Source organism: Kitasatospora sp. RG8, assembly GCF_017813315.1.
Taxonomy (GTDB): domain Bacteria; phylum Actinomycetota; class Actinomycetes; order Streptomycetales; family Streptomycetaceae; genus Kitasatospora.
The window spans coordinates 119,529-141,279 of record NZ_JAGIYX010000026.1; the positions used below are offsets into that span (position 1 = coordinate 119,529).

Here is a 21,751-nt window from a genome sequence, read left to right on the forward strand (position 1 = left end):
GTCCATCCACCGGAACCCGTCGTCCCCAGAGCACCGGCTCCGCAGCCGGGTCCGGGCCCCGTGAAGCGCCCGGGGGCGGCCGTTGCGACGGCCGCCCCCGGGGCTACGAGGTCATCCCCCGCGGATCAGTTGTTCTGGTAGACGCCGAACATGTCGACGACGAGGTCGATGTCGCCGCCGCTGGCGTTCCAGAAGTCGACGATGCCGTTGACCCCGGGGTTCGCCTGGACGAGGTTCGGGACGGTGTCCCCGGCCTTCCAGTTGAGCGTGGAGATGTTCGGCTTGACCGGCAGGGTCGCCGTGCCGTTGTTGTACCGGTCGATGCTGTTCGGGTCCGGGAAGACCGCCAGGTGGCCGGCGTCCTTGGTGTTGGTCACCGTGCTGTTGAGCACGAAGCCGGTGAACTGCGGGAGCCCGTCCGACAGCGGCATGTAGATGTAGTTCTGGCCGTTCAGCGGGCCCATGCCCCAGGAGGCCTCGCGGGTGTCCAGCAGACGCAGCGGCTGGACCGGAAGGAAGGCGCTCTTGCTGTCGTCGCTGTAGTAGCCGACGACGTCCACGATCACGTCGGACCCGCCCCCGGCGCCGTTGAGCACCTGGATCCGGCCGTCGGCGCCGATCGGCACGATCACCGAGTTGGCGACGGTCTGACCGGCCCGGAAGTTCACGTTGGACGCGGTCGGGGCAGCCTGGCCGCCCGGGTAGACGGTCAGGTGACCGTCGGTCTTCGGGTCGGTCACGGTGACGTTGAGCGCCACGGCCTTGGCCCCGGACGGAACGCCGGCGGCGCCGCGCACCTGGACCGGGAACGACGTCCAGCCGGCGACCTGGCCGCGGGCGGTGCCGAGGCCCTCCCGGGTGTCGACCACGCGGGTGGGGGAGACGCCGGTGTAGCCGGCGGCCGGGGCGTGGCTGAAGTAGCCGGCGATGTCGGCGATCAGGTTCACCGAGGCCGCACCACGGTTGAACAGGGTGACGTAGCCGTCGGCGCCGACCGGGACGATGGCCAGGTTCGGGACGGTCTGGCCCTCGGTGTAGTTGACGTTCGACGTGGTCGGCCGCTCGGTGCCGTCCGGGTACGCGATGATGTGGCCCGCGCCGCCGACCGGGTCGGTGACCGTGATGTTGAGCGCCACGGCGGTGACCCCGGCCGGGACCCCGGCGTTGCCGGCGATCTTCACCTGGACGGCGTGGTCGGGCAGCACCTTGGCGGCGGAACCCACGCCGGTGCCGTCACGGGTGTCCAGCAGACGCGCCGGACCGGCCGGGGTGTAGGCCGAACCCGGGGTCGCGATGGTCACGCCGTTGGACGCGGTGGCGGTGGCGGTGGAGAGCTCCACCTTGACGTCGTACACGCCGAGCTTCGCGTAGGTGTGCGTGCGCTCGACCGTGCTGGTGCCGTTGGTGGACGCCTGGGTCGTGGTGCCGTCGCCCCACGAGATCACGACGTTGACGGCGACGGGGTCGCTGACGATGTCGGCCTTCAGGCTGACGCCGTAGGCGGTGGTGCCCTGCACCAGCACGCTGGTCCCCAGGTTGGGGATGGCGGCCGGGGCGCCCGCGGTCTCCTGCGCGGCGGGCCCGTTCTGGGCGGACGGCGCGGCCGCGCGCGGCTTCGCGACCGAGGACTCGACGGGGCTGCTGACGGTCTTGAACGCCGAGCTGGAGATCTTGTTCGCCGGCGTGGCGCTAGCACCATGGGAACCGGCGGAGGGAGCGGGCGAACCGGCGGCCTGGGCCGGACCCGGAACGACGGCGACACCGGCCGCAACGGCGGCCGCGATGACGATAAGACGGTGGCGAGGCACCGTACCCCCCAAGGGTTATTGAATGATCATCAAATAACGCTCGCACAGAGTACAGAAGGCCCGGGTACGAAACAAAGACAATTTCCTTGCCCCACAACGGGACTGGGGCAGGAAACGGTCAGTCCCTCGTCATGTCGACAAAGCGGGAATAGTGGCCCTGGAAAGCCACGGTGATGGTGGCCGTCGGACCGTTTCGGTGCTTGGCGACGATCAGGTCGGCCTCGCCCGCGCGCGGGGACTCCTTCTCGTACGCGTCCTCGCGGTGGAGCAGGATGACCATGTCGGCGTCCTGCTCGATCGAGCCGGACTCACGCAGGTCGGAGACCATCGGCCGCTTGTCGGTGCGCTGCTCGGGACCACGGTTCAGCTGGGAGAGCGCGATCACCGGGACCTCCAGCTCCTTGGCCAGCAGCTTCAGGTTTCGCGACATGTCGGAGACCTCCTGCTGACGGTTCTCGGCCCGGCGGGAGCCGCCGGACTGCATCAGCTGGAGGTAGTCGATGACGATCAGCTTGATGTCGTTGCGCTGCTTGAGCCGGCGGCACTTGGCGCGGATCTCCATCATCGACAGGTTCGGCGAGTCGTCGATGAAGAGCGGCGCCTCGCTGACGTCCGGCATCCGGCGGGCGACCCGCGTCCAGTCGTCGTCCGTCATGTTCCCGGACCGCATGTGGTGCAGGGCGACCCGGGCCTCGGCGGAGAGCAGACGCATGGCGATCTCGTTGCGCCCCATTTCGAGCGAGAAGATCACGCTCGGCAGCTTGTTGTGGATCGAGCAGGCCCGGGCGAAGTCCAGCGCCAGGGTGGACTTTCCCATGGCCGGACGGGCGGCGATGACAATCATCTGGCCGGGGTGCAGGCCGTTGGTCAGCTGGTCGAAGTCGGCGAAGCCGGTCGGGACGCCGGACATCTGGCCGTTGCGGGAGCCGATCGCCTCGATCTCGTCGAGGGCGCCCTCCATGATGTCGGCGAGCGGCGCGTAGTCCTCGTTGGTGCGCTGCTCGGTGACGGCGTAGATCTCGGCCTGGGCCGCGTTGACGATCTCGTCGACGTCGCCCTCGGCGGCGTAGCCCATGCCGGCGATCCGGGTGCCGGCCTCGACCAGCCGGCGCAGCACCGCGCGCTCGTGGACGATCTCGGCGTAGTACTCGGCGTTGGCCGCGGTCGGGACGGAGTTGACCAGGGTGTGCAGGTACCCCGGGCCGCCGACCCTGGTGAGTTCGCCGCGCTTGGTCAGCTCGCCGGCCACGGTGATCGGGTCGGCCGGCTCGCCGCGGGCGTAGAGGTCGAGGATCGCGCCGTGGATCAGCTCGTGGGCGGGCCGGTAGTAGTCGGCCGGCTTGAGCACCTCGACGACGTCGGCGATGGCGTCCTTGGAGAGCAGCATGCCGCCGAGGACCGACTGCTCGGCGGCGAGGTCCTGCGGGGGGACCCGCTCGAAGCCGTCGACGCCCTCGGGACGCTCGTCGTCGCCCTGACGCCGCTTGCCGTCGCGCTGGAAGCCCCCGGAGCCCTTGCCACCCTTCTGGAAACCGCCCTGGCCGCCCCCCTGGCCGCCGCCGTTGCCGCGCCCGCGCGAGACCGGCAGCCGGTCGCCGGGGCCGTCCGGGAACGGCACGTCGGCGAAGGCTCCGGCGGGGAAGGGGTCCTCGGCCGTGGGCCAGTCCTCCTCCGGCGGCGGGGCGTCGTGGTCGTCGTACTGGGGGCCGGTCACGCGTGTTCCCCGATCAGCAGTGGTGCGAGTTGGAGCGGGCCTTGCCGGTGGCTGGGTGGAGCGAAGCCGCGCTCCCCATGGTGCGCCACCGCATTTCTACAACCACCGCACCGACGAGTCGGACGCCGGGGCGGGGCGGGAGTGTCGGCCGGAAAGCCCACGCTAAGGCGCCGGGAGCCCTTCGGCCAAGGCGGTTATCCACAGGGGGTGTGGACGAGCGCCCCGAGGCTGTGGAGAAGTGCCGCAAACCTGTGGACACCCCTGTGGAAAGACCTGTGGATAACCAGACCATCGATCCACCGTCAACCAGCTGACCTGCGACTACCCCTTCCAGGGGCTGTGCATGAGAAATTCTTCACACACACCCGGGTGGCCGTGGACACACACCGCACCGCAGCCGTCGCTCAGGATTTCGAGTAACACCTCAAACCGGCTGGTACTCATTACCTGTGGATGAGTAGCCTTGACCGCATGACCGCCTCCACCACCGACCGCCGCCGGCACGACCGGGAGATCCTCGCCCTCGCCGTCCCGGCCTTCGGCGCCCTGGTCGCCGAGCCGCTGTTCCTGATGGCCGACTCGGCCATCGTGGGCCACCTCGGCACCGCGCAGCTGGCCGGTGTCGGCGTCGCCTCGGCCGCACTCACCACCGCCACCGGGGTCTTCGTCTTCCTCGCCTACGCCACCACGGCGGCGGTCGCCCGCCGGATCGGCGCCGGGGACCGCCGCGCCGCCGTCCAGCAGGGGATCGACGGCATCTGGCTCGCCCTGGCGCTCTCGGCCGGCGTGGTCGCCCTGACCCTGCTGCTGGCGCCGTGGGTGGCCGACGTCCTGGGCGCCTCGGCCACCGCCGCGCCGTACGCCGTGACATACCTGCGGATCAGCGCCCTCGGCATCCCGGCGATGCTGATGGTGATGGCCGCCACCGGTGTGCTGCGCGGGCTCCAGGACACCCGGACCCCGCTGCTGGTCGCCGTGGCGGGCTTCACCGCCAACCTCGGCCTGAACGCCGGCCTGGTCTACGGCGCCGGGCTCGGCGTGGCCGGTTCGGCCTGGGGCACGGTGCTGGCGCAGACCGGGATGGCCGGCGCCTACCTGTTCGTGGTGGTGCGCGGGGCCCGCCGGGAGCGCGCCTCGCTGCGGCCGGACGCGGCCGGCATCCGGGCCTGTGCCCGGGCCGGCGGCCCGCTGATGGTCCGCACGCTGAGCCTGCGCGCCATCCTGATGATCGCCACCGCCGTGGCGGCGGGCCTCGGCGACGACGAGATCGCGGCCCACCAGATCGCCATGACGGTGTTCCTCTTCATCGCCTTCGCGCTGGACGCCATCGCGATCGCCGGCCAGGCCATCATCGGCCGTTACCTGGGCGCCGAGGACGTCCCGGGGGCGAAGGCGGCCACCCGGCGGATGATCGAGTGGGGCGTCGGCTCCGGTCTGGTGCTCGGCCTGCTGGTCGTGGCCGCCCGGCCGCTCTACGTCCCGCTGTTCACCCCCGACCCGGCGGTCCAGGCACAGCTGAACACCGTCCTGGTGCTGCTCGCGCTCTGCCAGCCGGTCGCCGGCCTGGTCTTCGTGCTGGACGGCGTGCTGATGGGCGCCGGGGACGGCACCTACCTGGCCTGGGCGATGCTCGCCACGCTGGCCGTCTTCGCCCCGGTGGCCTTCGCGGTGCCGGCCAGCGGCACCGGGCTGGCCGGGCTCTGGTGGGCGATGAACCTCTTCATGCTGGTCCGCGGCGGCTTCCTGGCCTGGCGGGCCCGCGGCGGCGAGTGGCTGGTGACCGGCGCCGTGCGGGCCTGAACCGCCACGCGCCGCGGACGGCGGGAACGACCGAGGGCCGGCCTCCCCGACGGGGGAGACCGGCCCTCAGGCCACTGCTACGGAACTCAGGCAGCGACGACGGCGACGTCGAGGTTGGCCTGGACGTCGGCGTGCAGCTTGACCGAGACCTTGTGGGTGCCCACGGTCTTGATCGGCGAGGCGATCGCGACGGCGCGCTTGTCCACGGCCGGGCCGCCGGCGGCCTTGATGGCCTCGACGACGTCGGCCTGGGTGACCGAGCCGAACAGACGGCCGGCCTCGCCGGAACGAACGGCCAGCTTGACCTGGACGCCCTCCAGCTTGCCCTTGACCTCGGTGGCGGCCTCAAGGGTCTGGATCTCGTGGATCTTGCGGGCGCGACGGATGGCGTCGACGTCCTTCTGGCCACCCTTGGTCCAGCGGATGGCGAAGCCACGCGGAACCAGGAAGTTGCGGGCGTAGCCGTCCTTGACCTCGACGACCTCGCCGGCGGAGCCGAGACCCGGCACCTCGTGCGTGAGGATGATCTTCATTACTTGGTCACCCTCTCTTAGCGCGCGGTGCTGGTGTAGGGCAGCAGCGCCATCTCACGGCTGTTCTTCACGGCCGTGGCGACGTCACGCTGGTGCTGGGTGCAGTTGCCGGTGACCCGGCGGGCACGGATCTTGCCGCGGTCGGAGATGAACTTCCGCAGCAGGTTCGTGTCCTTGTAGTCAACGTAGTTGACCTTGTCCTTGCAGAAGACGCAAACCTTCTTCTTCGGCTTGCGAGCAGGCGGCTTCGCCATTGTGTGCTCCATTTGGGGTTCACGGCCCGGCAGGCGTCTCACGACGCCGGCCGCCGGGCCGCACGAAATCTGTCAGCTCTTAGAACGGGGGCTCTTCCGAGAAGCCGCCACCGGACGGGGCGCCCCAGCTGCCGCCACCCTGGTTGCCACCAGAGGGAGCGCTGGACGCCCACGGGTCGTCGGACGGGCCGGACTGGCCGCCGGAGTTTCCACCCCAGCCGCCGCCCTGCTGGCCGCCACCGCCGCCCCAGTTACCGCCCTGGCCGCCGCCCTGCTGGCCGCCGCCGAAGCCGCCGCCACCGGGAGCGCCGGACCGGTTGGCCCGGGTGACCTTCGCGGTCGCCGAGCGCAGGCTCGGGCCCACCTCGTCGACCTCGACCTCGAAGACCGTCCGCTTCTCGCCTTCCTTGGTCTCGTAAGACCGCTGGCGCAGTCGGCCCTGCACGATGACGCGCATGCCGCGCTGCAGCGACTCGGCCACGTTCTCCGCCGGCTGCCGCCAGACGTTGCACGTGAGGAAGAGGCTCTCGCCGTCCTTCCACTCGTTCGTCTGGCGGTCGAAGGTGCGGGGGGTGGACGCGATGCGGAACTTCGCGACCGCCGCACCCGACGGGGTGAAGCGCAGCTCGGGGTCGTCGACGAGATTGCCGACGAGGGTGATGACGGTCTCGCCTGCCATGGTGGTGATGACCTCTCCGGAAGAGTTCCGTTCACCGCTGTTTCACGTGAAACAGCGGACGCGAGCTACCCGAGGCCCGAGGGCCTCAGAGGTGGCTCAGTGGGTGTCCGGGCGCAGGACCTTGGTCCGCAGAACCGACTCGCTCAGGCCCAGCTGGCGGTCGAGCTCCTTGACGACCTCAGGCGTGGCCTTCAGGTCGATGACCGAGTAGATGCCCTCGGACTGCTTGTTGATCTCGTAAGCCAGACGGCGACGGCCCCAGGTGTCGACCTTCTCCACCTTGCCGCCGCCGTTGCGGACGACGGTGAGGAAGTTCTCGATCAGGGGGGCGACAGCGCGCTCCTCAACCGAGGGGTCGAGGATGACCATCAGCTCGTAGTGACGCATGAGTAACCCACCTCCTTTGGACTCAGCGGCCACGGTCTCTCCGTGGCAGGAGGGTTGTGCAGCGTCGGCACCGGAGTAGTGACGACACCGGCCACCGTAACGGCCGGGTCCGACAATCGGGCCCCGCCGACCCGGAAGAGGGCGCAAGGGGGCACAACTACACCAGTGCAGACGGCACAGCCTACCTGCACTCGGACGGACGAACAAAACGCATAGGGGTTGTGATCCCCACCCAACCGCCGCAATCTGGACGGAACGGGTTTCCTGCCCGTTCGTCTCCTTGCCAGGAGGTAGGACTCATGGCTCTGACCATCCACGGGCTCCCGCTCACCCTGAACACCGACGGCCACCGGCACCCCCGGGAGAACACCCTGGTCGGCATCACCGCCGTCCTGGGCGTGGTGGCCTTCACGACCTCGTTCTTCCACGGCCTCCACGCAGTGAGCTCGTGGACCGGGCTCTTCGGCATCGTCACCGGCCTCTGGGGACAGTTCGTCTCCGTCACCACGGCCGAGCGCTTCGTCCTCATGATCACGGTCGTCGCCTCCGCGTGGGGCCTCTACCTGGGTATCGCCCGCGGCGGCTTCCTGGGCTGACCCTCCCGGCGGCCGGTCCGCCGGCCCGTCCCGCCCGACAGAAACGGCCCCGTCCGCTCCACGAGGAACCCTCGGCGCCCCCGTCGCGTACCTACCTGATGGAGACAGGTACCCGGCGGGGGCGCTGCCGCGCCCGCAGCCGAACGGGCCCCGGAGGATAAAGTCACCCCCGAGAACCTGGGGCCCCCACCGAGCCCGACCGACGAGGAGCACCGAGCATGAGCCTGCGCCTGAGGACGATCACCCGCGAGGAGCACCTCGCCTTCATCAGGAGCCGCGCCTCGGCCAGCCACATGCAGGTGCCGTCCTGGGGCGATGTGAAGGCCGAATGGCGCTCGGAGTCGATCGGCTGGATCGACGACTCCAACCAGATCGTCGGTGCCGGCCTGGTGCTCTACCGGCAGCTGCCGAAGCTCAAGCGCTACCTGGCGTACCTGCCCGAGGGTCCGGTCATCGACTGGTTCGACCGCGACCTGGACCGCTGGCTCACCCCGATGCTGGCGCACCTGAAGTCGCAGGGCGCGTTCTCGGTGAAGATGGGCCCGCCGGTGGTGATCCGCCGCTGGAACGCGCCGACCATCAAGGAGGCCATCGCCGCCAAGCAGGCCAAGCGCCTGCGCGACGTCGAGGCCGACTGGTACGAGCCGCGCGCCTTCGAGGTGGCCGACCGCCTCCGCAAGGCCGGCTGGCTGCAGGGCGACGACGGCGGCGCCGGCTTCGGCGACGTCCAGCCGCGCTACGTCTTCCAGGTGCCGCTGGCCAACCGCTCGCTGGACGACATCCAGAAGGGCTTCAACCAGCTCTGGCGGCGCAACATCAAGAAGGCCGAGAAGAGCGGCGTCGAGGTGGTCCAGGGCGGCTACGACGAGCTGCCGATCTTCCACCAGCTCTACCTGGTGACCGCCGAGCGGGACAGGTTCACCCCGCGCCCGCTGGCGTACTTCCAGCGGATGTGGAAGGCGCTCACCGCCGAGGACCCGAACCGCATGCGGCTCTACATCGCCTACCACGAGGGCGAGCCGCTGGCCGCGACCACGATGCTGGTGGTCGGCGAGCACGTCTGGTACTCCTACGGCGCCTCGGCCAACCACAAGCGCGAGGTCAAGCCCTCCAACGCCATCCAGTGGCGGATGATGCGCGACTCGTACGCGCTCGGCGGCGGCGTGTACGACCTGCGCGGCATCAGCGACACCCTGGACGAGGACGACCACCTGTTCGGCCTGATCCAGTTCAAGGTCGGCACCGGCGGCCAGGCCGCCGAGTACCTCGGCGAGTGGGACTTCCCGCTCAACAAGCTGCTGCACAAGGCACTCGACCTCTACATGTCGCGCCGCTGAGCAGCCCGCGCCCCGCCGTGCCCAACACCCTCTGGGAGATGACCCGATGACGCTGTCGCTCTATCTCGACACCGAACGCTGGCGCACCCACCAGCGCTCCGTCCTGGCCGAGTTCCCCGGCCTGGTGCCGGTGGCGAAGGGCAACGGCTACGGCCTGGGCAACCACCGGCTGGCCGAGGAGGCGACCCTCCTCGGCACCGGTGTGCTGGCCGTCGGCACCGCGTACGAGGCGGCCGACGCGGCCGACTGGTACGGCGGCGAGCTGCTGGTCCTCACCCCGTACCGGGTCGGCGAGGAGGTCCTGCCGCTGCCGCACGCCCGGGTGATCCGGACGGTGGCGAACCTGGACGGGCTGCGCGCGCTGCGCGGCTCCCGGGTGGTGCTGGAGTGCATGACCACCATGCGCCGGCACGGCGTGAGCGCGGCCGACCTCCCGGTGGCGGCCGCCGAACTGGAGGGCGTCTCCTTCGAGGGTCTGGCGCTGCACCTGCCGATGGACCGGCCGGACGGCTCCTCCCCGGTGGACGAGGTCGCCCACTGGGTGGACACCGCCCGGGCGGCCGGGGTGCCGGTGCACACCGTGTTCGTCAGCCACCTCGGCGCGGCGGGCATGGAGGAGCTGGGCCGGCGCTACCCGGACACCGTCTTCCGCGCCCGGATCGGCACCCGGCTCTGGCTCGGCGACCACGGCGCCCTGGAGGTCCGGGCGACGGTCCTGGACGTCACCCCGGTCGCCAAGGGCGACCGCTACGGCTACCGCCAGCACCCGGCGCCGTCCGACGGCCACCTGCTGGTGGTCGCCGGCGGCACCGCGCACGGCATCGGCCTGGAGGCGCCCAAGTACGTGCAGGGCATGTCCTCGCGGGCCAAGGGGATCGCCCGGGCCGGCCTGGCGACGGTCAACAAGACCAAGTCGCCGTTCAACTGGGCCGGCAAGCAGCTCTGGTTCGCCGAGCCGCCGCACATGCAGGTCTCGCTGCTCCTCCTGGACGGCGAGACCAAGCCGCCGGCGGTCGGCGACGAGCTGACCCTCCAGGTCCGGCACACCACCACGCACTTCGACCGCGTGGTGGACCGCTAGCCGCCGCTACGGCCTGCTGCTGTCGGCCGGTTCCGGGGCGTGCGGCTCGTCGAGCCACTGCCACTGCTCCGGACCGGCCGGCGCGTACCCGGCGTAGCTGGCCTCCTCGCGCAGCTGCCGGGCGTTGCCGAGCACGAAGACGTCCGGGGCCTGGTCGAGCACCCCGCCGGACGGGTCGTCGCTGCCGTCCCAGCGCACCGGGTCGCGGTCCGGCAGCAGCACGTCGCGGATCACCATGACGACCAGGTAGAGCGTGCCGAGCAGGTGCAGCACGATGGCGAAGTGGTACCAGGAGTCGCCGATCCCGTGCTGCTTGGGCCCGGTGACGAAGCCCAGGTGGGACCAGATGCCCAGGGTGTAGAGCACCTCGCAGGCCTGCCAGATCAGGAAGTCCCGCCAGCGCGGCCGGGCCAGCACCGCGAGCGGGATCAGCCAGAGCACGTACTGCGGCGAGTACACCTTGTTGACCAGGACGAACGCGGCCACCACCAGGAAGGCCAGCTGCGTGACGCGCGGGCGGCGGGGCGCCGAGAGGGCGAGCCACCCTATCCCCAGGCAGCCGAGCACCATCAGCACCCCGATGACGAGGTCGAGGTTGGCCAGCCCCACGCCCCGGGTCTGCATCAGGATCAGCCAGAAGGAGCCGTAGTCCTCCTTGCGGTGCTTGCTGAAGACGTAGAAGGTCGACCAGCCCTGCCAGTTGGCCAGCATGATCGGCAGGTTCACCAGCAGCCAGGCACCGACCGCACCGCCCAGCAGCGCCCGGCACTCGCGCCACTTGCCGGCCCGCCAGCAGAGCATCACCAGAGGGCCGAGCAGCAGCAGTGGATAGAGCTTGGCGGCGGTGGCCAGGCCGATGAAGACGCCGGCCCAGAGCGGCCGCGATCCGGCCCACCAGGCCAGCGCGACGGCGGCCAGCGCGACCGCCAGGAGGTCCCAGTTGACGGTGGAGTTCAGCAGCAGGCCGGGAGCGAGCGCGAACAGCAGGGCGTCCCACGGGCGGCGCCGGTGGGTCCGGGAGACCGCGACCACCGCGACCACGGCGCAGGCCATCAGCAGGCCGGCGTTGATCGCCCAGAACCACTGCTCCTGGCTCTGCTGGGTGCCGCCGCCGGGCGTCAGCCAGGCCGCGACCTGCATGAACAGACCGGTCAGCACCGGGTACTCGAGGAACTGCAGATCGCCGGAGGTGCCCGGGATCCGGTCCACGTACGGGTGCAGCCCGGCCGCGAAGCCGCGCCCGCCGAACAGGTGCGGGATGTCGCTGTAGCAGGCGTGGATGTACTGCGGCGACCCCGGCTGGAACCAGGCGCCGTCGTAGCAGGGCAGCTTCTGCGCCATGCCCAGCACCGAGACCACGATCACCACCAGCGCCAGGAAGCGCGCCGGGATCCACCAGGAGACACCGAGCAGCGCGCGCCGGCCGGGCGGGCCGCCGATCACCTCACTGCCGGCCGCGGCGACCGGGTCCTCGTCCGCCGGGACGACCACGGTGTTGGCCGGTGGCGGGGCCACCTCGGGGGCGGCGGAGGCCTTGCCGGGCGCTGCCGGAGCCGCCCCGGCGGCCTCGATGGGCCCGATCTGGCCGACGGATTCGTCAGGAGCGCTCGACGTCATGCCGGACATCCTGCCGCACCTCCCCCGGCTGGACGAGGAGGCCCCCTGAGCGGCTTCCGGCCGATCCGGCCAATCGTGACGAAACGGCGGTGGCGGCCCTCCGAAGAGGACCGCCACCGCCGTTCACCACGAGTCGGCGCGTCCGAGCGCCTCCCGGTGCGTCAGGGTGCCGCCTGCCCGCCGCCGCCCGGGGTCGCCGAGGACGACGTGGTCGGCTTGCCCGGCTTGCTGCTGGAGGGGCTGGCCGAGGACGAGGACGGCGACGGCTGGGTCGAGCCGCACAGCCCGGGGATGAGGCAGGTCGGCGAGGAGCCGCCGCCACCACCGCCGCCACCACCGTTGCCGCCGCCGTTGCCGCCGCCACCGCCCGGGTTGGTCTTGGTCGCGGACGGGGTGGGCACCGTGCCCGGGCAGTCCACGCCGGGGACGCAGGACGGGGCCTGGGTGGTCGGCGCCGGGGGCTGGGGCGCGCCGGCGTCCGGGGGGGTGGTCGCCATGGTCTCGGTGGCCGAGGGCGAGCTGGTGGGGCTCGCCGTGCTCGGGGCGCCGGAGGAGTCGACCTGGCTGCCGACCGGCTGCGGGGTCGGGAAGTCCATCTTCTTCTCGTTGGCCAGCGCCGCCTTCATGTACCGGGTGAAGATGTCGGTCGGGGTGTCACCACCGTGGACCGAGTCCTTGCCGCCGGTGCCGTTCAGCGAGAGCCGCTCGTGCTTGGCCGGGTCCTCGCGCCACATCGCGACGCTGGTGGCCAGTTGCGGGGTGTAGCCGACCCACCAGGCCGACTTGTTCTGGTCGGTGGTACCGGTCTTGCCGGCCACCGGGCGGCCCAGCGCGTTGCTGTTCTTACCGGTACCGTTCTTCGCCACGTTCACCAGCACGTCGGTGACGTTGTCCGCGACGACCGCCTCCAGCGCCTGCTTCGCCGCCGGCTTGGTGAAGCCAGGGCGGGCGGCGCCCTGCCACTCGACCTTGGTCACCGAGTAGGGGTCGGTCTGCTTGCCGCTGGCCGCGAGGGTGGCGTAGGCGTCGGCCATCCGGATCGGGCTGATGCCGGAGGTGCCGAGCGGGAAGGTCGCGGTCTTCGTGTCGACGAAGCTCTCCTTGCGCACGCCCATCGCCTCGGCGATGTCGGCCACCTGCTGGCCGCCGACGTCCTGGTTGAGCTGGACGAACGGCACGTTGTACGACCACTGCATGGCCTGGCGCAGCGAGACGTAGCCGGGCTTGCGCTTGTCCTCGTTCTTCTGCCGGTACGGCTTGCCGTCGTCGCCCATCACCAGCGAGCCGTCGGGCTTGTGGATCTCGGAGAGGTCGTCGGCCAGGTAGCGGCTGTCGGCGTTGATCCGCTTGGGCTTGCCGTTCTCGGTCGCGGTCTGCACGCCGGTCTGCATCGCCGCGGCGAGCACGAAGGGCTTGAAGGTCGAGCCGACCTGGACGCCCTGGGCGTCGGCGTTGTTGTCGAAGTGCTGGTTCTCGACGCCGTCGCCGCCGTAGATCGCGACGAGCGCGCCGTCACCGGGGCGGATGCTGGCCGCGGCGAACTGGACGAAGTTGTCGTTGTCCGGGCGCTTCTGCACGTTGAGCGTCTCGCCCTTGACGTCGTCCACGGCCTTCTTGAGGGCGTCGACCTTGTCCTTCTCGAAGGTGGTGTAGATCTTGTAGCCGCCCTTGTCGAGCGCCTGCTGGTTGATCGTCGAGTCCTTCGACGTGACGTACCGGTTGGCGATGTCGACCAGGTAGCTGATCTGGCCGTTCATGTTGGACGGCGGGACCTTCTTGATCGGCTCGGGGAAGGTCGTGCACTTGGCACGCTCCTCGGCGGTGGCGTTCTTGGTCTCCACCATCCGGTTGAGGATCCACTTCCACCGCTCTTCGGCGCGCTCGTGGTTGCCCTTGATGCTCGGGTCGTACAGGTTGGCGCCCTTGAGCAGGCCGGCCAGCATCGCGCTCTGGCAGAGGTCCAGGTCCTTGGCGTTGACGCCGTAGTACGCCTGGGCGGCGGCCTGCGCGCCCGTTCCGCGACCGAACCAGCTGGTGTTGAGATACCCCTTCAGGATCTCAGGCTTCTCGTACTCCTGATTGAGCTTCAGGGTGATGAAGAACTCCTTCACCTTGCGGTCGAGCGTCTGCTCCTGGCTGAGGTAGGCGTTCTTCACGTACTGCTGGGTGATGGTCGAGGCGCCCTGCGTCTCGCCGCCCTTGGCCATGTTGTAGAGCGCCCGCGCCATGCCCTTGGGGTCGATGCCGCTGTCGGTGCGGAAGGTCTCGTTCTCCGCCGCGATGACCGCGTTCTGCAGGTTGGGGCTGATGTCCGAGAGTTCGACGATCTGCCGGTTGGTCTCGCCCTTGCGGGTCATCTCCGTGCCGTCGGCCCAGTAGTAGATGTTGTTCTGGTCCTTCACCAGATCCTTCAGCGGCGGGATCGTGGTGCTCTGGTAGACGAAGTAGACCGTGCCGACGCACGCCGCGAAGACGACCAGGAACGCGGTCAGCCACTGCCGCCAGGACGGCAGCCAGCGGCGGACGCCCTCCTTGCCGAAGCGCGGGTAGTCGATGAACCGCTTCTTGCCGGGCCTGCCGCCCTCGCCGCCGCCCGCACGGGCACCCTCGGCGCCGCCGCGCTTGCCGCCCTTCTGGCCCGCCTTGCGCATCTCGGCGCGGCCCATCCGGGGCTGCTGGGCGGTCTCGCGGACGCCCGGGGGGCGCCTGCGGCCGAGTCCGCCCGAGCTGAGCTCGTCGCCCCCGGCTCCGCCCGGCCGGCCACTGTCGCCCGGGGGCTGCCCGTCGTTGGGCGACCTGCGCCGTCGTTCGCTCATGTTCCAGCTACTCCTCGCCAGGCCGTCGAGCCTGAAGGCAGGGTTCACGTCCGAATGCCCGTAACCGCCCTAACCCCGGAGGTGGTCCTCGTGCACACGCGACAGCGTACGCAGCCGAGAATCGCAACTAATCGGGCATCAAGTGCCAATGACCGCAAAACGGCGGCAGATCATTACACGCCCGTTGCCAACCACACCCGCGCGTCGCCTTGTGATCACATTCACGCGTGCCCCCCTTGCCCAGCCGGGGACCCCGGTTTACTGTTCTCGATATATCGAGCCGATACATCGGAGCGGCATACCGCCGGAGACGGCGGGTCACGGACCGGTCGAGGGGAAGGAGGACGACGGCATTGGGCAGGCGCTCAGGAGTGCTGGAGTTCGCCGTTCTCGGACTGCTCCACGACGCACCGATGCACGGGTACGAGCTGCGGAAGCGGCTCAACGTCCTGCTCGGCTCGTTCCGCGCGTTCTCCTACGGAACGCTCTACCCGTGTCTGAAGAGCCTGGTGGCCCAGGGTTTCCTGGTCGAGGACAACCCGGACGTCGAGTACGTCCCGGCCACCGCGCTGAACGGCAAGCGGTCCAAGATCGTCTACCGGCTCTCGCCCGAGGGCAAGCAGCGGTTCGAGGAACTGCTCGCCGACTCCGGCCCCGACGCGTGGGAGGACGAGCACTTCGGCGTCCACTTCGCGTTCTTCGGCCAGACCGACCGGGCCGTGCGGATGCGCGTCCTGGAGGGGCGCCGCAGCCGGCTGGAGGAGCGACTGGAGCGGATGCGCAACTCGCTCGCCAGGGCGCGCGAGCGGTTCGACGACTACACCGTCGAACTGCAGCGGCACGGCCTGGAGTCGGTCGAGCGCGAGGTCCGGTGGCTCAACGAGCTGATCGAGACCGAGCGGGCCAACCGCACCGGCCGCACCGGGCCGTCCACCGGCGGCCCGGACACCGCAGGACCCGACAAGACTTCGGACGGCCGTGGCCAGGAGGCCGGATCCCCGGATCCGCCCGGGCCACCGTACGACCGCCCGGGGCGCTCCGCCCAGGAGCGCTGACACCGCGCAAGCCCTGTGCCGCGCGGCAGGAGTGGGCGCCTCGCGCCCGTCAAGCAGTCATCGAAGAAGCAGGACGAGTGCCGCCGAGCCCCGGCGGCCCTCATGAGATCACAGGGAGCAACCGGAATGGGTTCGGTTCGCGTAGCCATCGTGGGCGTGGGCAACTGCGCCTCGTCGCTGGTGCAGGGTGTCGAGTACTACAAGGACGCCGACCCGGCCGGCAAGGTCCCCGGGCTGATGCACGTCCAGTTCGGTGACTACCACGTCCGTGACGTGGAGTTCGTCGCCGCCTTCGACGTCGACGCCAAGAAGGTCGGCTTCGACCTGGCCGACGCCATCGGCAACAGCGAGAACAACACCATCAAGATCTGCGACGTGCCGCCGACCGGCGTCACCGTCCAGCGCGGCCACACCCTCGACGGCCTGGGCAAGTACTACCTGGAGACCATCGAGGAGTCCGACGAGGCCCCGGTCGACGTCGTCCAGGTCCTCAAGGACCAGAAGGTCGACGTCCTGGTCTGCTACCTGCCCGTGGGCTCCGAGGCCGCGGCCAAGTTCTACGCCCAGTGCGCCATCGACGCCAAGGTCGGCTTCGTGAACGCCCTGCCGGTGTTCATCGCGGGCACCAAGGAGTGGGCGGACAAGTTCACCGAGGCCGGCGTGCCGATCGTCGGTGACGACATCAAGTCCCAGGTCGGCGCCACCATCACGCACCGCGTGATGGCCAAGCTGTTCGAGGACCGCGGTGTCATCCTCGAGCGCACCATGCAGCTGAACGTCGGCGGCAACATGGACTTCAAGAACATGCTCGAGCGCGAGCGCCTGGAGTCCAAGAAGATCTCCAAGACGCAGGCCGTCACCTCGCAGATCCGCGACCGCGAGCTGGGCGCCAACAACGTCCACATCGGCCCGTCGGACTACGTGGCGTGGCTGGACGACCGCAAGTGGGCGTACGTCCGCCTCGAGGGTCGTGCCTTCGGCGACGTCCCGCTGAACCTGGAGTACAAGCTCGAGGTCTGGGACTCCCCGAACTCCGCCGGTGTCATCATCGACGCCGTGCGCGCCGCGAAGATCGCCAAGGACCGCGGCATCGGTGGCCCGATCCTGTCGGCGTCCTCGTACTTCATGAAGTCCCCGCCGGTCCAGTACTTCGACGACGAGGCCAAGGAGAACGTCGAGAAGTTCATCCGCGGCGAGGTCGAGCGCTGAGCCACGGGCTGATCGCTCGTACGCCCTGAACGGGCCCACGGTCCTCAACCGTGGGCCCGTTCACCTTTTCCCGCCGAATGTTTCACGTGAAACACAGGCCGGTTCCATGGCAGTCTGGGCGGGTGGCGATCACGGAGAACGGCAATACCCACCAGACCGCGCAGCGCGCCACGCTCCTCGACCTGCTCCGCGGGCGTGACTTCCGCCGGCTGCTGACCGCGCGGGTGCTCTCCCAGCTCTCCGACGGCGTCTTCCAGGTCTCGCTCGCCGCCTACGTGGTCTTCTCCCCCGAGAAGCAGTCCTCCCCCGCCGACATCGCCTCGGTGCTGGCCGTGATGCTGCTGCCGTTCTCGGTGATCGGCCCGTTCGCCGGGGTGCTGCTGGACCGCTGGCGCCGCCGCCAGGTGCTGTTCTACGGCAACCTGGCCCGGTTCGGGCTCGGCCTGGTCACCGGGGCGCTGCTCCTGGCCGAGGCACCGACCTGGCTCTTCTTCGCCTCCGCGCTGCTGGTCACCGCGCTCAACCGGTTCATCCTGGCCGGCCTCTCCGCAGCCCTGCCCCGGGTGGTGCGCCAGCGGCAGCTGGTCACCGCCAACGCGCTCTCCCCCACCCTGGGGACGGTCGCCGCGGCCGTCGGCGGCGGCCTGGGCTTCGTCCTGCACCAGGTGATGCCCCCCGGGCCGAGGGCCGACGCGGCGCTGGTCACGGTCGCCGCCGTCCTCTACCTCTCGGCGGCGCTGGCGGCCCGCCGGATGCACCGGGACCTCCTCGGCCCCGAGCACCACCCGGACCGCCCCGCGCTCCGCCAGGCACTGGCCCGGGCCGCCCGCGACCTGGGCGCGGCCGTCACCCACCTGGTGCGGGACTGCCGGCCCGCCGTCCACGCGCTGGCCGCCGTCACCGCCGCCCGGTTCTGCTACGGCGTGCTGATCGTCATGGTGGTGATGCTCGCCCGCTACACCTTCAACGACCCCGCCGACAGCGCGGGCGGGCTGGCCACCCTGGGCCAGGCGGTCGGCCTCTCCGCGACCGGCTTCTTCGTGGCGGCGGTGATCAGCCCCTGGTGCACCCGGCGGCTCGGGCTGGCCGGCTGGATGACGCTCTGCCTGGCCGCGCCGGTCGTCTTCGTGCCCGCACTCGGCCTGGGCTTCTCGCTGGTGCCGTGCCTGATCGCGGCACTGCTGCTCGGCGTGGTCACCCAGGGCACCAAGATCTGCGCCGACACCGTGGTCCAGGAGTCGGTCGAGGACGACTACCGCGGACGCGTCTTCGCCATCTACGACGTGCTGTTCAACGTCGCCTTCGTGGCGGCCGCCCTGGTGACGGCCCTGGTGCTGCCGCTCTCCGGCCGATCGGTGGTGGTGGTCGGCGGCGTGGCCCTGGTGTACGCGCTCGCCGCCGCCCTCTACCTGCGGGCGGCGCGGCGCACCGGCCCGCTCCCCGGTGACCAGGCGGTCTGAGAGGCTGCGACCCCTCGAAACCGGCGACGTCCGCGCGAGTCGCTAAGGTACGTCAGATCTGTCGCAGCGACAGCACTCTGTCTCGGGGGACAACCTGATGAGCACACCGCCCGGCCCCTACGGGCCGCCGCCCCAGTACGGCTACCCGCAGGCGCCGCCGCCGGCTCCCCAGGCGTACGGTGCTCCGCCGCCGCAGTACGGCGGGCCCCAGCAGGCCCCGGCCGGCTACGGACAGCCCCCGGCGTACGGCCAGCCGGCCGCGCCCCCGTACGGGCAGCAGCCCCCGTACGGCCCGCCGCCCGGGGGGCAGCCGCCCTACGGGCAACCCCCGTACGGGCAGCAGGCGCCGTACGGGCAGCAACCGACGGCGCCGATGCCGGCCGGACCCGCGAAGAAGACCAGCGGCAAGGCCAAGCTGAAGATCGTCGGTGGTGTGCTCGGTGGCATCGCACTGATCGTCGGCTACTTCGTCAGCGGTCCGAGCGTCAGCAGCGCCAAGGCCGGCGACTGCGTCAAGGCCAGCGGCTCGCGTGACGTCGAGATCGTCAAGTGCACCGACGCCAAGGCGAACTACAAGGTGCTGGCGACGTTCTCCGGCACGACCGACACCAACCGCTGCAAGCAGACCGCCGGAACCACCAGCACGGTCTCCGGCAAGAGCGGCCGCCGCTGGAACAAGAAGCGGTACGTCCTCTGCCTCGGCCCGCTGTCGCCCGGCGTACCGCCGGCCAAGAAGTCCTGACCCGTTCGACCCACCTTCCCCGGGGGACCCTTTGTCCGTTCCACCGCCCCAGATGCCGTACGGCGCGCCTCCGCCCGCCGACAACAGCAACCCGTACGCCGCCGGGAACCCGTACGGCGCCCAGCAGCCCGGCTACGGCTACCCCGCCGCACCCCAGCCGGGCGCGCCCGGGTACGGCGTGCCGCCGCAGGCCGCCCCGCCCGGCTACGGCTACCCCGCCGCGCCCCAGCAGGCCGGCTACGCCCCGCAGGCCCCGCACGGCGGACCGGTCTGCCGGTTCTGCGGCGGCTTCCCGGCCGTGGACACCACCGTCCGCGGGCACCAGGGCATCATCATCATCATGCGGTTCCTGAAGCAGCCGGGACCGTACTGCCGCACCTGCGGCACCGCGATGGTCCGCGACATGTCGGCCCGCACGATGGTCCAGGGCTGGTGGAGCTACCTGGGCTCGATCTTCACGCTGGCCACCCTGCTGCGGAACCTCGCCGCGCACAACAAGATCAAGGACCTGCCGCCGCCGGCCCCCGGCACGCACGGCCCCCAGCTCGACCCGGGCGCCCCGCTGATGAGGCGGCCGCACGCGCTGATGCTGCTGCTGCCGGTCCTCTGGATCATCTCGCTCATCGTGCTGATCGCCACCGGCGCCCTGCTGAACGACACCCACGACAACGGCTCCAGGCCGTACCACCCGATCGTGATGCCCACGCCGAGCGCGGTGACTATGCCGCCCATGCCGTCGTTCTCGCTGCCGCCGATCCCGGAGATCACCACCCCGGGCGCTGCGAAGCCCTCCACCCCGGCCGCGCCGAGCAAGGTGGCGGACGACATCGACAGCGCCAAGGTCGGCGACTGCCTGCGCAACGAGAACGGCACATCCGCGACCCACGACCCCAACCCGCGGATCACCATGCTGCCCTGCAGCGACTCGCGCGCCCAGTACAAGGTGCTCCGCAAGCTGCTCGCCACCAGCGACGACAAGGCCTGTGACAACGTGCCCGACTCGGACAGCAGCTACACGCGCACCTCGTCCTCCGCCGCGCTGAGCTACGTGCTCTGCCTGAAGGGGATCAACGGCACCTGAGGGGCGTCAACGGCCGACGACCCGGCCGCGACGCATGCGGAAGGGGTGGCCCCGGGATTCCGGAGCCACCCCTTCCGCATGCGTCGGCGATCAGCCCTGCTGGGCGGCCCACCAGGCGCGCAGCGCGGTGACGGCCTCGTCGTGCTCCATCGGGCCGTGCTCCAGGCGCAGCTCCAGCATGTGCTTGTACGCCCTGCCGACCTGCGGGCCCGGCTTGAGCTCCAGCAGCTCCATGATCTGGTTGCCGTCCAGCGCCGGGCGCACGGCGTCCAGCTCCTCCTTCGCCTTCAGCTCGGTGATCCGCTCCTCCAGCCCGTCATAGGTACGGGAGAGCGCGGCCGCCTTCTTCCGGTTGCGGGTGGTGCAGTCGGAGCGGGTGAGCTTGTGCAGGCGCTCCAGCAGCGGCCCGGCGTCGGTGACGTAGCGGCGCACCGCCGAGTCCGTCCACTCGCCGCCGCCGTAGCCGTGGAAGCGCAGGTGCAGCTCGACCAGGCGCGAGACGTCCTCGGTCAGCTCCTTCGAGTACTTCAGCTCGCGCATCCGCTTGCGGGTCATCTTGGCGCCGACCACCTCGTGGTGGTGGAAGGACACCCGGCCGTCCGACTCGAAGCGGCGGGTGCGCGGCTTGCCGATGTCGTGCAGCAGCGCCGCCAGCCGCAGGGTGAGGTCGGGGCCGTCCTGCTCCAGGTCGATGGCCTGCTCCAGGACGGTCAGCGAGTGCTCGTAGACGTCCTTGTGCCGGTGGTGCTCGTCCCGCTCCAGCTGGAGCGCCGGCAGCTCGGGCAGCACGTGGCCGGCCAGCCCGGTCTCGACCAGCAGCCGCAGGCCCTTCACCGGGTGGGCGGCCAGCAGCAGCTTGTTCAGCTCGGCCTGGACCCGCTCCGCCGAGACGATGGTGATCCGCTCGGCCATCGCGGTCATCGCGGCGACGACCTCGGGGGCCGGCTCGAAGTCCAGCTGGGCGGCGAAGCGGGCGGCCCGCATCATCCGCAGCGGGTCGTCGGAGAAGGACTCCTCGGGGGTGGCGGGGGTGCGCAGCACCCGGGCCTCCAGGTCCTCCAGGCCGCGGTGCGGGTCGACGAAGCCCCGGCCGGGCAGGTCGACGGCCATCGCGTTGACGGTGAAGTCGCGCCGGACGAGGTCCTGCTCGATGGTGTCGCCGTAGGTCACCTCGGGCTTGCGCGAGCTGCGGTCGTACGCCTCGGAGCGGTACGTGGTGATCTCGATCAGGAAGGACCCCTCCGGGGTGTCCTTGCGCGCGCCCACCGTGCCGAAGGCGATGCCGACGTCCCAGACGGCGTCCGCCCAGCCCTTGACCAGCTTGAGGATCTGCTGCGGGCGGGCGTCGGTGGTGAAGTCCAGGTCGTTGCCGAGCCGGCCGAGCAGTGCGTCCCGGACCGAGCCCCCGACCAGCGCGAGCCGGTGACCGGCCGCCTGGAAGCGGCGGGCGATCTCGTCGGCGACCGGGGACACCCGCAGCAGCTCCTGCAGACCCAGGGTCTGCGCCTCGCTCAGGCCTGGGACGACCTGGGTGGCGGTGCTGGAATGATGGACGCCGGACTCGTGGGGCTCATTGGCAGTG

The 21,751-nt window shown here is 70.7% G+C and carries 18 protein-coding genes; 9 read left to right on the forward strand and 9 right to left on the reverse strand.

Annotation, left to right across the window (positions count from 1 at the left end; translation table 11 throughout):
* Positions 1 to 125: 125 nt before the first annotated feature.
* Together J5Y04_RS30790 and dnaB are read right to left on the reverse strand one after the other, a co-directional pair.
* Positions 126 to 1,808 carry a hypothetical protein gene (locus J5Y04_RS30790; RefSeq protein WP_209415672.1) on the reverse strand — a complete coding sequence of 561 codons (1,683 nt, stop codon included), beginning with the start codon at positions 1,806 to 1,808 and terminating at the stop codon, positions 126 to 128.
* A 118-nt stretch (positions 1,809 to 1,926) separates the two neighbouring features.
* Positions 1,927 to 3,426 (reverse strand): replicative DNA helicase, encoded by a 1,500-nt coding sequence (gene dnaB / locus J5Y04_RS30795; RefSeq protein ID WP_209415697.1) that lies wholly within the window; start codon positions 3,424 to 3,426, stop codon positions 1,927 to 1,929.
* A 567-nt stretch (positions 3,427 to 3,993) separates the two neighbouring features.
* Here dnaB and J5Y04_RS30800 point away from each other — a divergent pair.
* The gene (locus tag J5Y04_RS30800; RefSeq protein ID WP_209415673.1) at positions 3,994 to 5,322 is read left to right on the forward strand and encodes an MATE family efflux transporter; all 1,329 of its coding nucleotides are present in this window, start codon (positions 3,994 to 3,996) and stop codon (positions 5,320 to 5,322) included.
* Between the two features lie 86 nt (positions 5,323 to 5,408).
* Here J5Y04_RS30800 and rplI read toward each other — a convergent pair whose 3' ends face one another.
* From rplI to rpsF, 4 genes are all read right to left on the reverse strand, one after another.
* Positions 5,409 to 5,855 (reverse strand): 50S ribosomal protein L9, encoded by a 447-nt coding sequence (gene rplI / locus J5Y04_RS30805; protein WP_209415674.1) that lies wholly within the window; start codon positions 5,853 to 5,855, stop codon positions 5,409 to 5,411.
* 17 nt (positions 5,856 to 5,872) lie between these two features.
* Entirely contained in the window at positions 5,873 to 6,109 is a 237-nt protein-coding gene (gene rpsR, locus J5Y04_RS30810; protein WP_030304537.1) for a 30S ribosomal protein S18, read from the reverse strand.
* 79 nt (positions 6,110 to 6,188) lie between these two features.
* Entirely contained in the window at positions 6,189 to 6,788 is a 600-nt protein-coding gene (locus J5Y04_RS30815) for a single-stranded DNA-binding protein (protein ID WP_148643847.1), read from the reverse strand.
* 96 nt (positions 6,789 to 6,884) lie between these two features.
* Positions 6,885 to 7,175 carry a 30S ribosomal protein S6 gene (rpsF, locus tag J5Y04_RS30820; protein ID WP_148643846.1) on the reverse strand — a complete coding sequence of 97 codons (291 nt, stop codon included), beginning with the start codon at positions 7,173 to 7,175 and terminating at the stop codon, positions 6,885 to 6,887.
* Positions 7,176 to 7,474: 299 nt separating this feature from the next.
* Between rpsF and J5Y04_RS30825 the strand changes: the two genes are divergently transcribed.
* The 3 genes from J5Y04_RS30825 to J5Y04_RS30835 all read left to right on the forward strand — a co-directional run bounded on the left by J5Y04_RS30825 (position 7,475) and on the right by J5Y04_RS30835 (position 10,189).
* Entirely contained in the window at positions 7,475 to 7,771 is a 297-nt protein-coding gene (locus J5Y04_RS30825) for a hypothetical protein (RefSeq protein ID WP_209415675.1), read from the forward strand.
* 218 nt (positions 7,772 to 7,989) lie between these two features.
* Complete coding sequence (locus J5Y04_RS30830; protein WP_209415676.1) at positions 7,990 to 9,108, forward strand: peptidoglycan bridge formation glycyltransferase FemA/FemB family protein; 1,119 nt, start codon at positions 7,990 to 7,992, stop codon at positions 9,106 to 9,108.
* Between the two features lie 46 nt (positions 9,109 to 9,154).
* On the forward strand, positions 9,155 to 10,189 hold the full coding sequence (locus J5Y04_RS30835) for an alanine racemase (protein WP_209415677.1): 1,035 nt from the start codon (positions 9,155 to 9,157) through the stop codon (positions 10,187 to 10,189).
* Between the two features lie 6 nt (positions 10,190 to 10,195).
* Here J5Y04_RS30835 and J5Y04_RS30840 read toward each other — a convergent pair whose 3' ends face one another.
* Together J5Y04_RS30840 and J5Y04_RS30845 are read right to left on the reverse strand one after the other, a co-directional pair.
* Positions 10,196 to 11,806, reverse strand: a complete 1,611-nt coding sequence (locus J5Y04_RS30840; protein ID WP_209415678.1) for a glycosyltransferase family 87 protein — start codon at positions 11,804 to 11,806, stop codon at positions 10,196 to 10,198.
* A gap of 161 nt (positions 11,807 to 11,967) precedes the next feature.
* The gene (locus J5Y04_RS30845; protein WP_209415679.1) at positions 11,968 to 14,622 is read right to left on the reverse strand and encodes a transglycosylase domain-containing protein; all 2,655 of its coding nucleotides are present in this window, start codon (positions 14,620 to 14,622) and stop codon (positions 11,968 to 11,970) included.
* Positions 14,623 to 14,975: 353 nt separating this feature from the next.
* Between J5Y04_RS30845 and J5Y04_RS30850 the strand changes: the two genes are divergently transcribed.
* From J5Y04_RS30850 to J5Y04_RS30870, 5 genes are all read left to right on the forward strand, one after another.
* Complete coding sequence (locus J5Y04_RS30850) at positions 14,976 to 15,677, forward strand: PadR family transcriptional regulator (RefSeq protein WP_148643841.1); 702 nt, start codon at positions 14,976 to 14,978, stop codon at positions 15,675 to 15,677.
* 126 nt (positions 15,678 to 15,803) lie between these two features.
* On the forward strand, positions 15,804 to 16,886 hold the full coding sequence (locus tag J5Y04_RS30855; protein WP_209415680.1) for an inositol-3-phosphate synthase: 1,083 nt from the start codon (positions 15,804 to 15,806) through the stop codon (positions 16,884 to 16,886).
* Between the two features lie 122 nt (positions 16,887 to 17,008).
* Complete coding sequence (locus J5Y04_RS30860) at positions 17,009 to 18,346, forward strand: MFS transporter (protein ID WP_307853385.1); 1,338 nt, start codon at positions 17,009 to 17,011, stop codon at positions 18,344 to 18,346.
* A gap of 97 nt (positions 18,347 to 18,443) precedes the next feature.
* Complete coding sequence (locus tag J5Y04_RS30865; protein WP_209415700.1) at positions 18,444 to 19,088, forward strand: hypothetical protein; 645 nt, start codon at positions 18,444 to 18,446, stop codon at positions 19,086 to 19,088.
* Between the two features lie 52 nt (positions 19,089 to 19,140).
* Positions 19,141 to 20,169: a hypothetical protein gene (locus J5Y04_RS30870; RefSeq protein ID WP_209415701.1), complete on the forward strand. Its 1,029-nt coding sequence runs from the start codon at positions 19,141 to 19,143 to the stop codon at positions 20,167 to 20,169.
* 90 nt (positions 20,170 to 20,259) lie between these two features.
* Here J5Y04_RS30870 and J5Y04_RS30875 read toward each other — a convergent pair whose 3' ends face one another.
* Complete coding sequence (locus J5Y04_RS30875) at positions 20,260 to 21,684, reverse strand: CCA tRNA nucleotidyltransferase (protein ID WP_209415698.1); 1,425 nt, start codon at positions 21,682 to 21,684, stop codon at positions 20,260 to 20,262.
* Positions 21,685 to 21,751 lie beyond the last annotated feature (67 nt).

Bases quoted from the DNA above. Each gene is read 5' to 3' on its own strand.
- J5Y04_RS30800 (WP_209415673.1), top strand. From the start codon at position 3,994: ATGACCGCCTCCACCACCGACCGCCGCCGGCACGACCGGGAGATCCTC.
- rplI (WP_209415674.1), bottom strand. From the start codon at position 5,855: ATGAAGATCATCCTCACGCACGAGGTGCCGGGTCTCGGCTCCGCCGGC.
- rpsR (WP_030304537.1), bottom strand. From the start codon at position 6,109: ATGGCGAAGCCGCCTGCTCGCAAGCCGAAGAAGAAGGTTTGCGTCTTC.
- J5Y04_RS30815 (WP_148643847.1), bottom strand. From the start codon at position 6,788: ATGGCAGGCGAGACCGTCATCACCCTCGTCGGCAATCTCGTCGACGAC.
- rpsF (WP_148643846.1), bottom strand. From the start codon at position 7,175: ATGCGTCACTACGAGCTGATGGTCATCCTCGACCCCTCGGTTGAGGAG.
- J5Y04_RS30825 (WP_209415675.1), top strand. From the start codon at position 7,475: ATGGCTCTGACCATCCACGGGCTCCCGCTCACCCTGAACACCGACGGC.
- J5Y04_RS30830 (WP_209415676.1), top strand. From the start codon at position 7,990: ATGAGCCTGCGCCTGAGGACGATCACCCGCGAGGAGCACCTCGCCTTC.
- J5Y04_RS30835 (WP_209415677.1), top strand. From the start codon at position 9,155: ATGACGCTGTCGCTCTATCTCGACACCGAACGCTGGCGCACCCACCAG.
- J5Y04_RS30840 (WP_209415678.1), bottom strand. From the start codon at position 11,806: ATGACGTCGAGCGCTCCTGACGAATCCGTCGGCCAGATCGGGCCCATC.
- J5Y04_RS30845 (WP_209415679.1), bottom strand. From the start codon at position 14,622: ATGAGCGAACGACGGCGCAGGTCGCCCAACGACGGGCAGCCCCCGGGC.
- J5Y04_RS30855 (WP_209415680.1), top strand. From the start codon at position 15,804: ATGGGTTCGGTTCGCGTAGCCATCGTGGGCGTGGGCAACTGCGCCTCG.
- J5Y04_RS30865 (WP_209415700.1), top strand. From the start codon at position 18,444: ATGAGCACACCGCCCGGCCCCTACGGGCCGCCGCCCCAGTACGGCTAC.
- J5Y04_RS30870 (WP_209415701.1), top strand. From the start codon at position 19,141: ATGCCGTACGGCGCGCCTCCGCCCGCCGACAACAGCAACCCGTACGCC.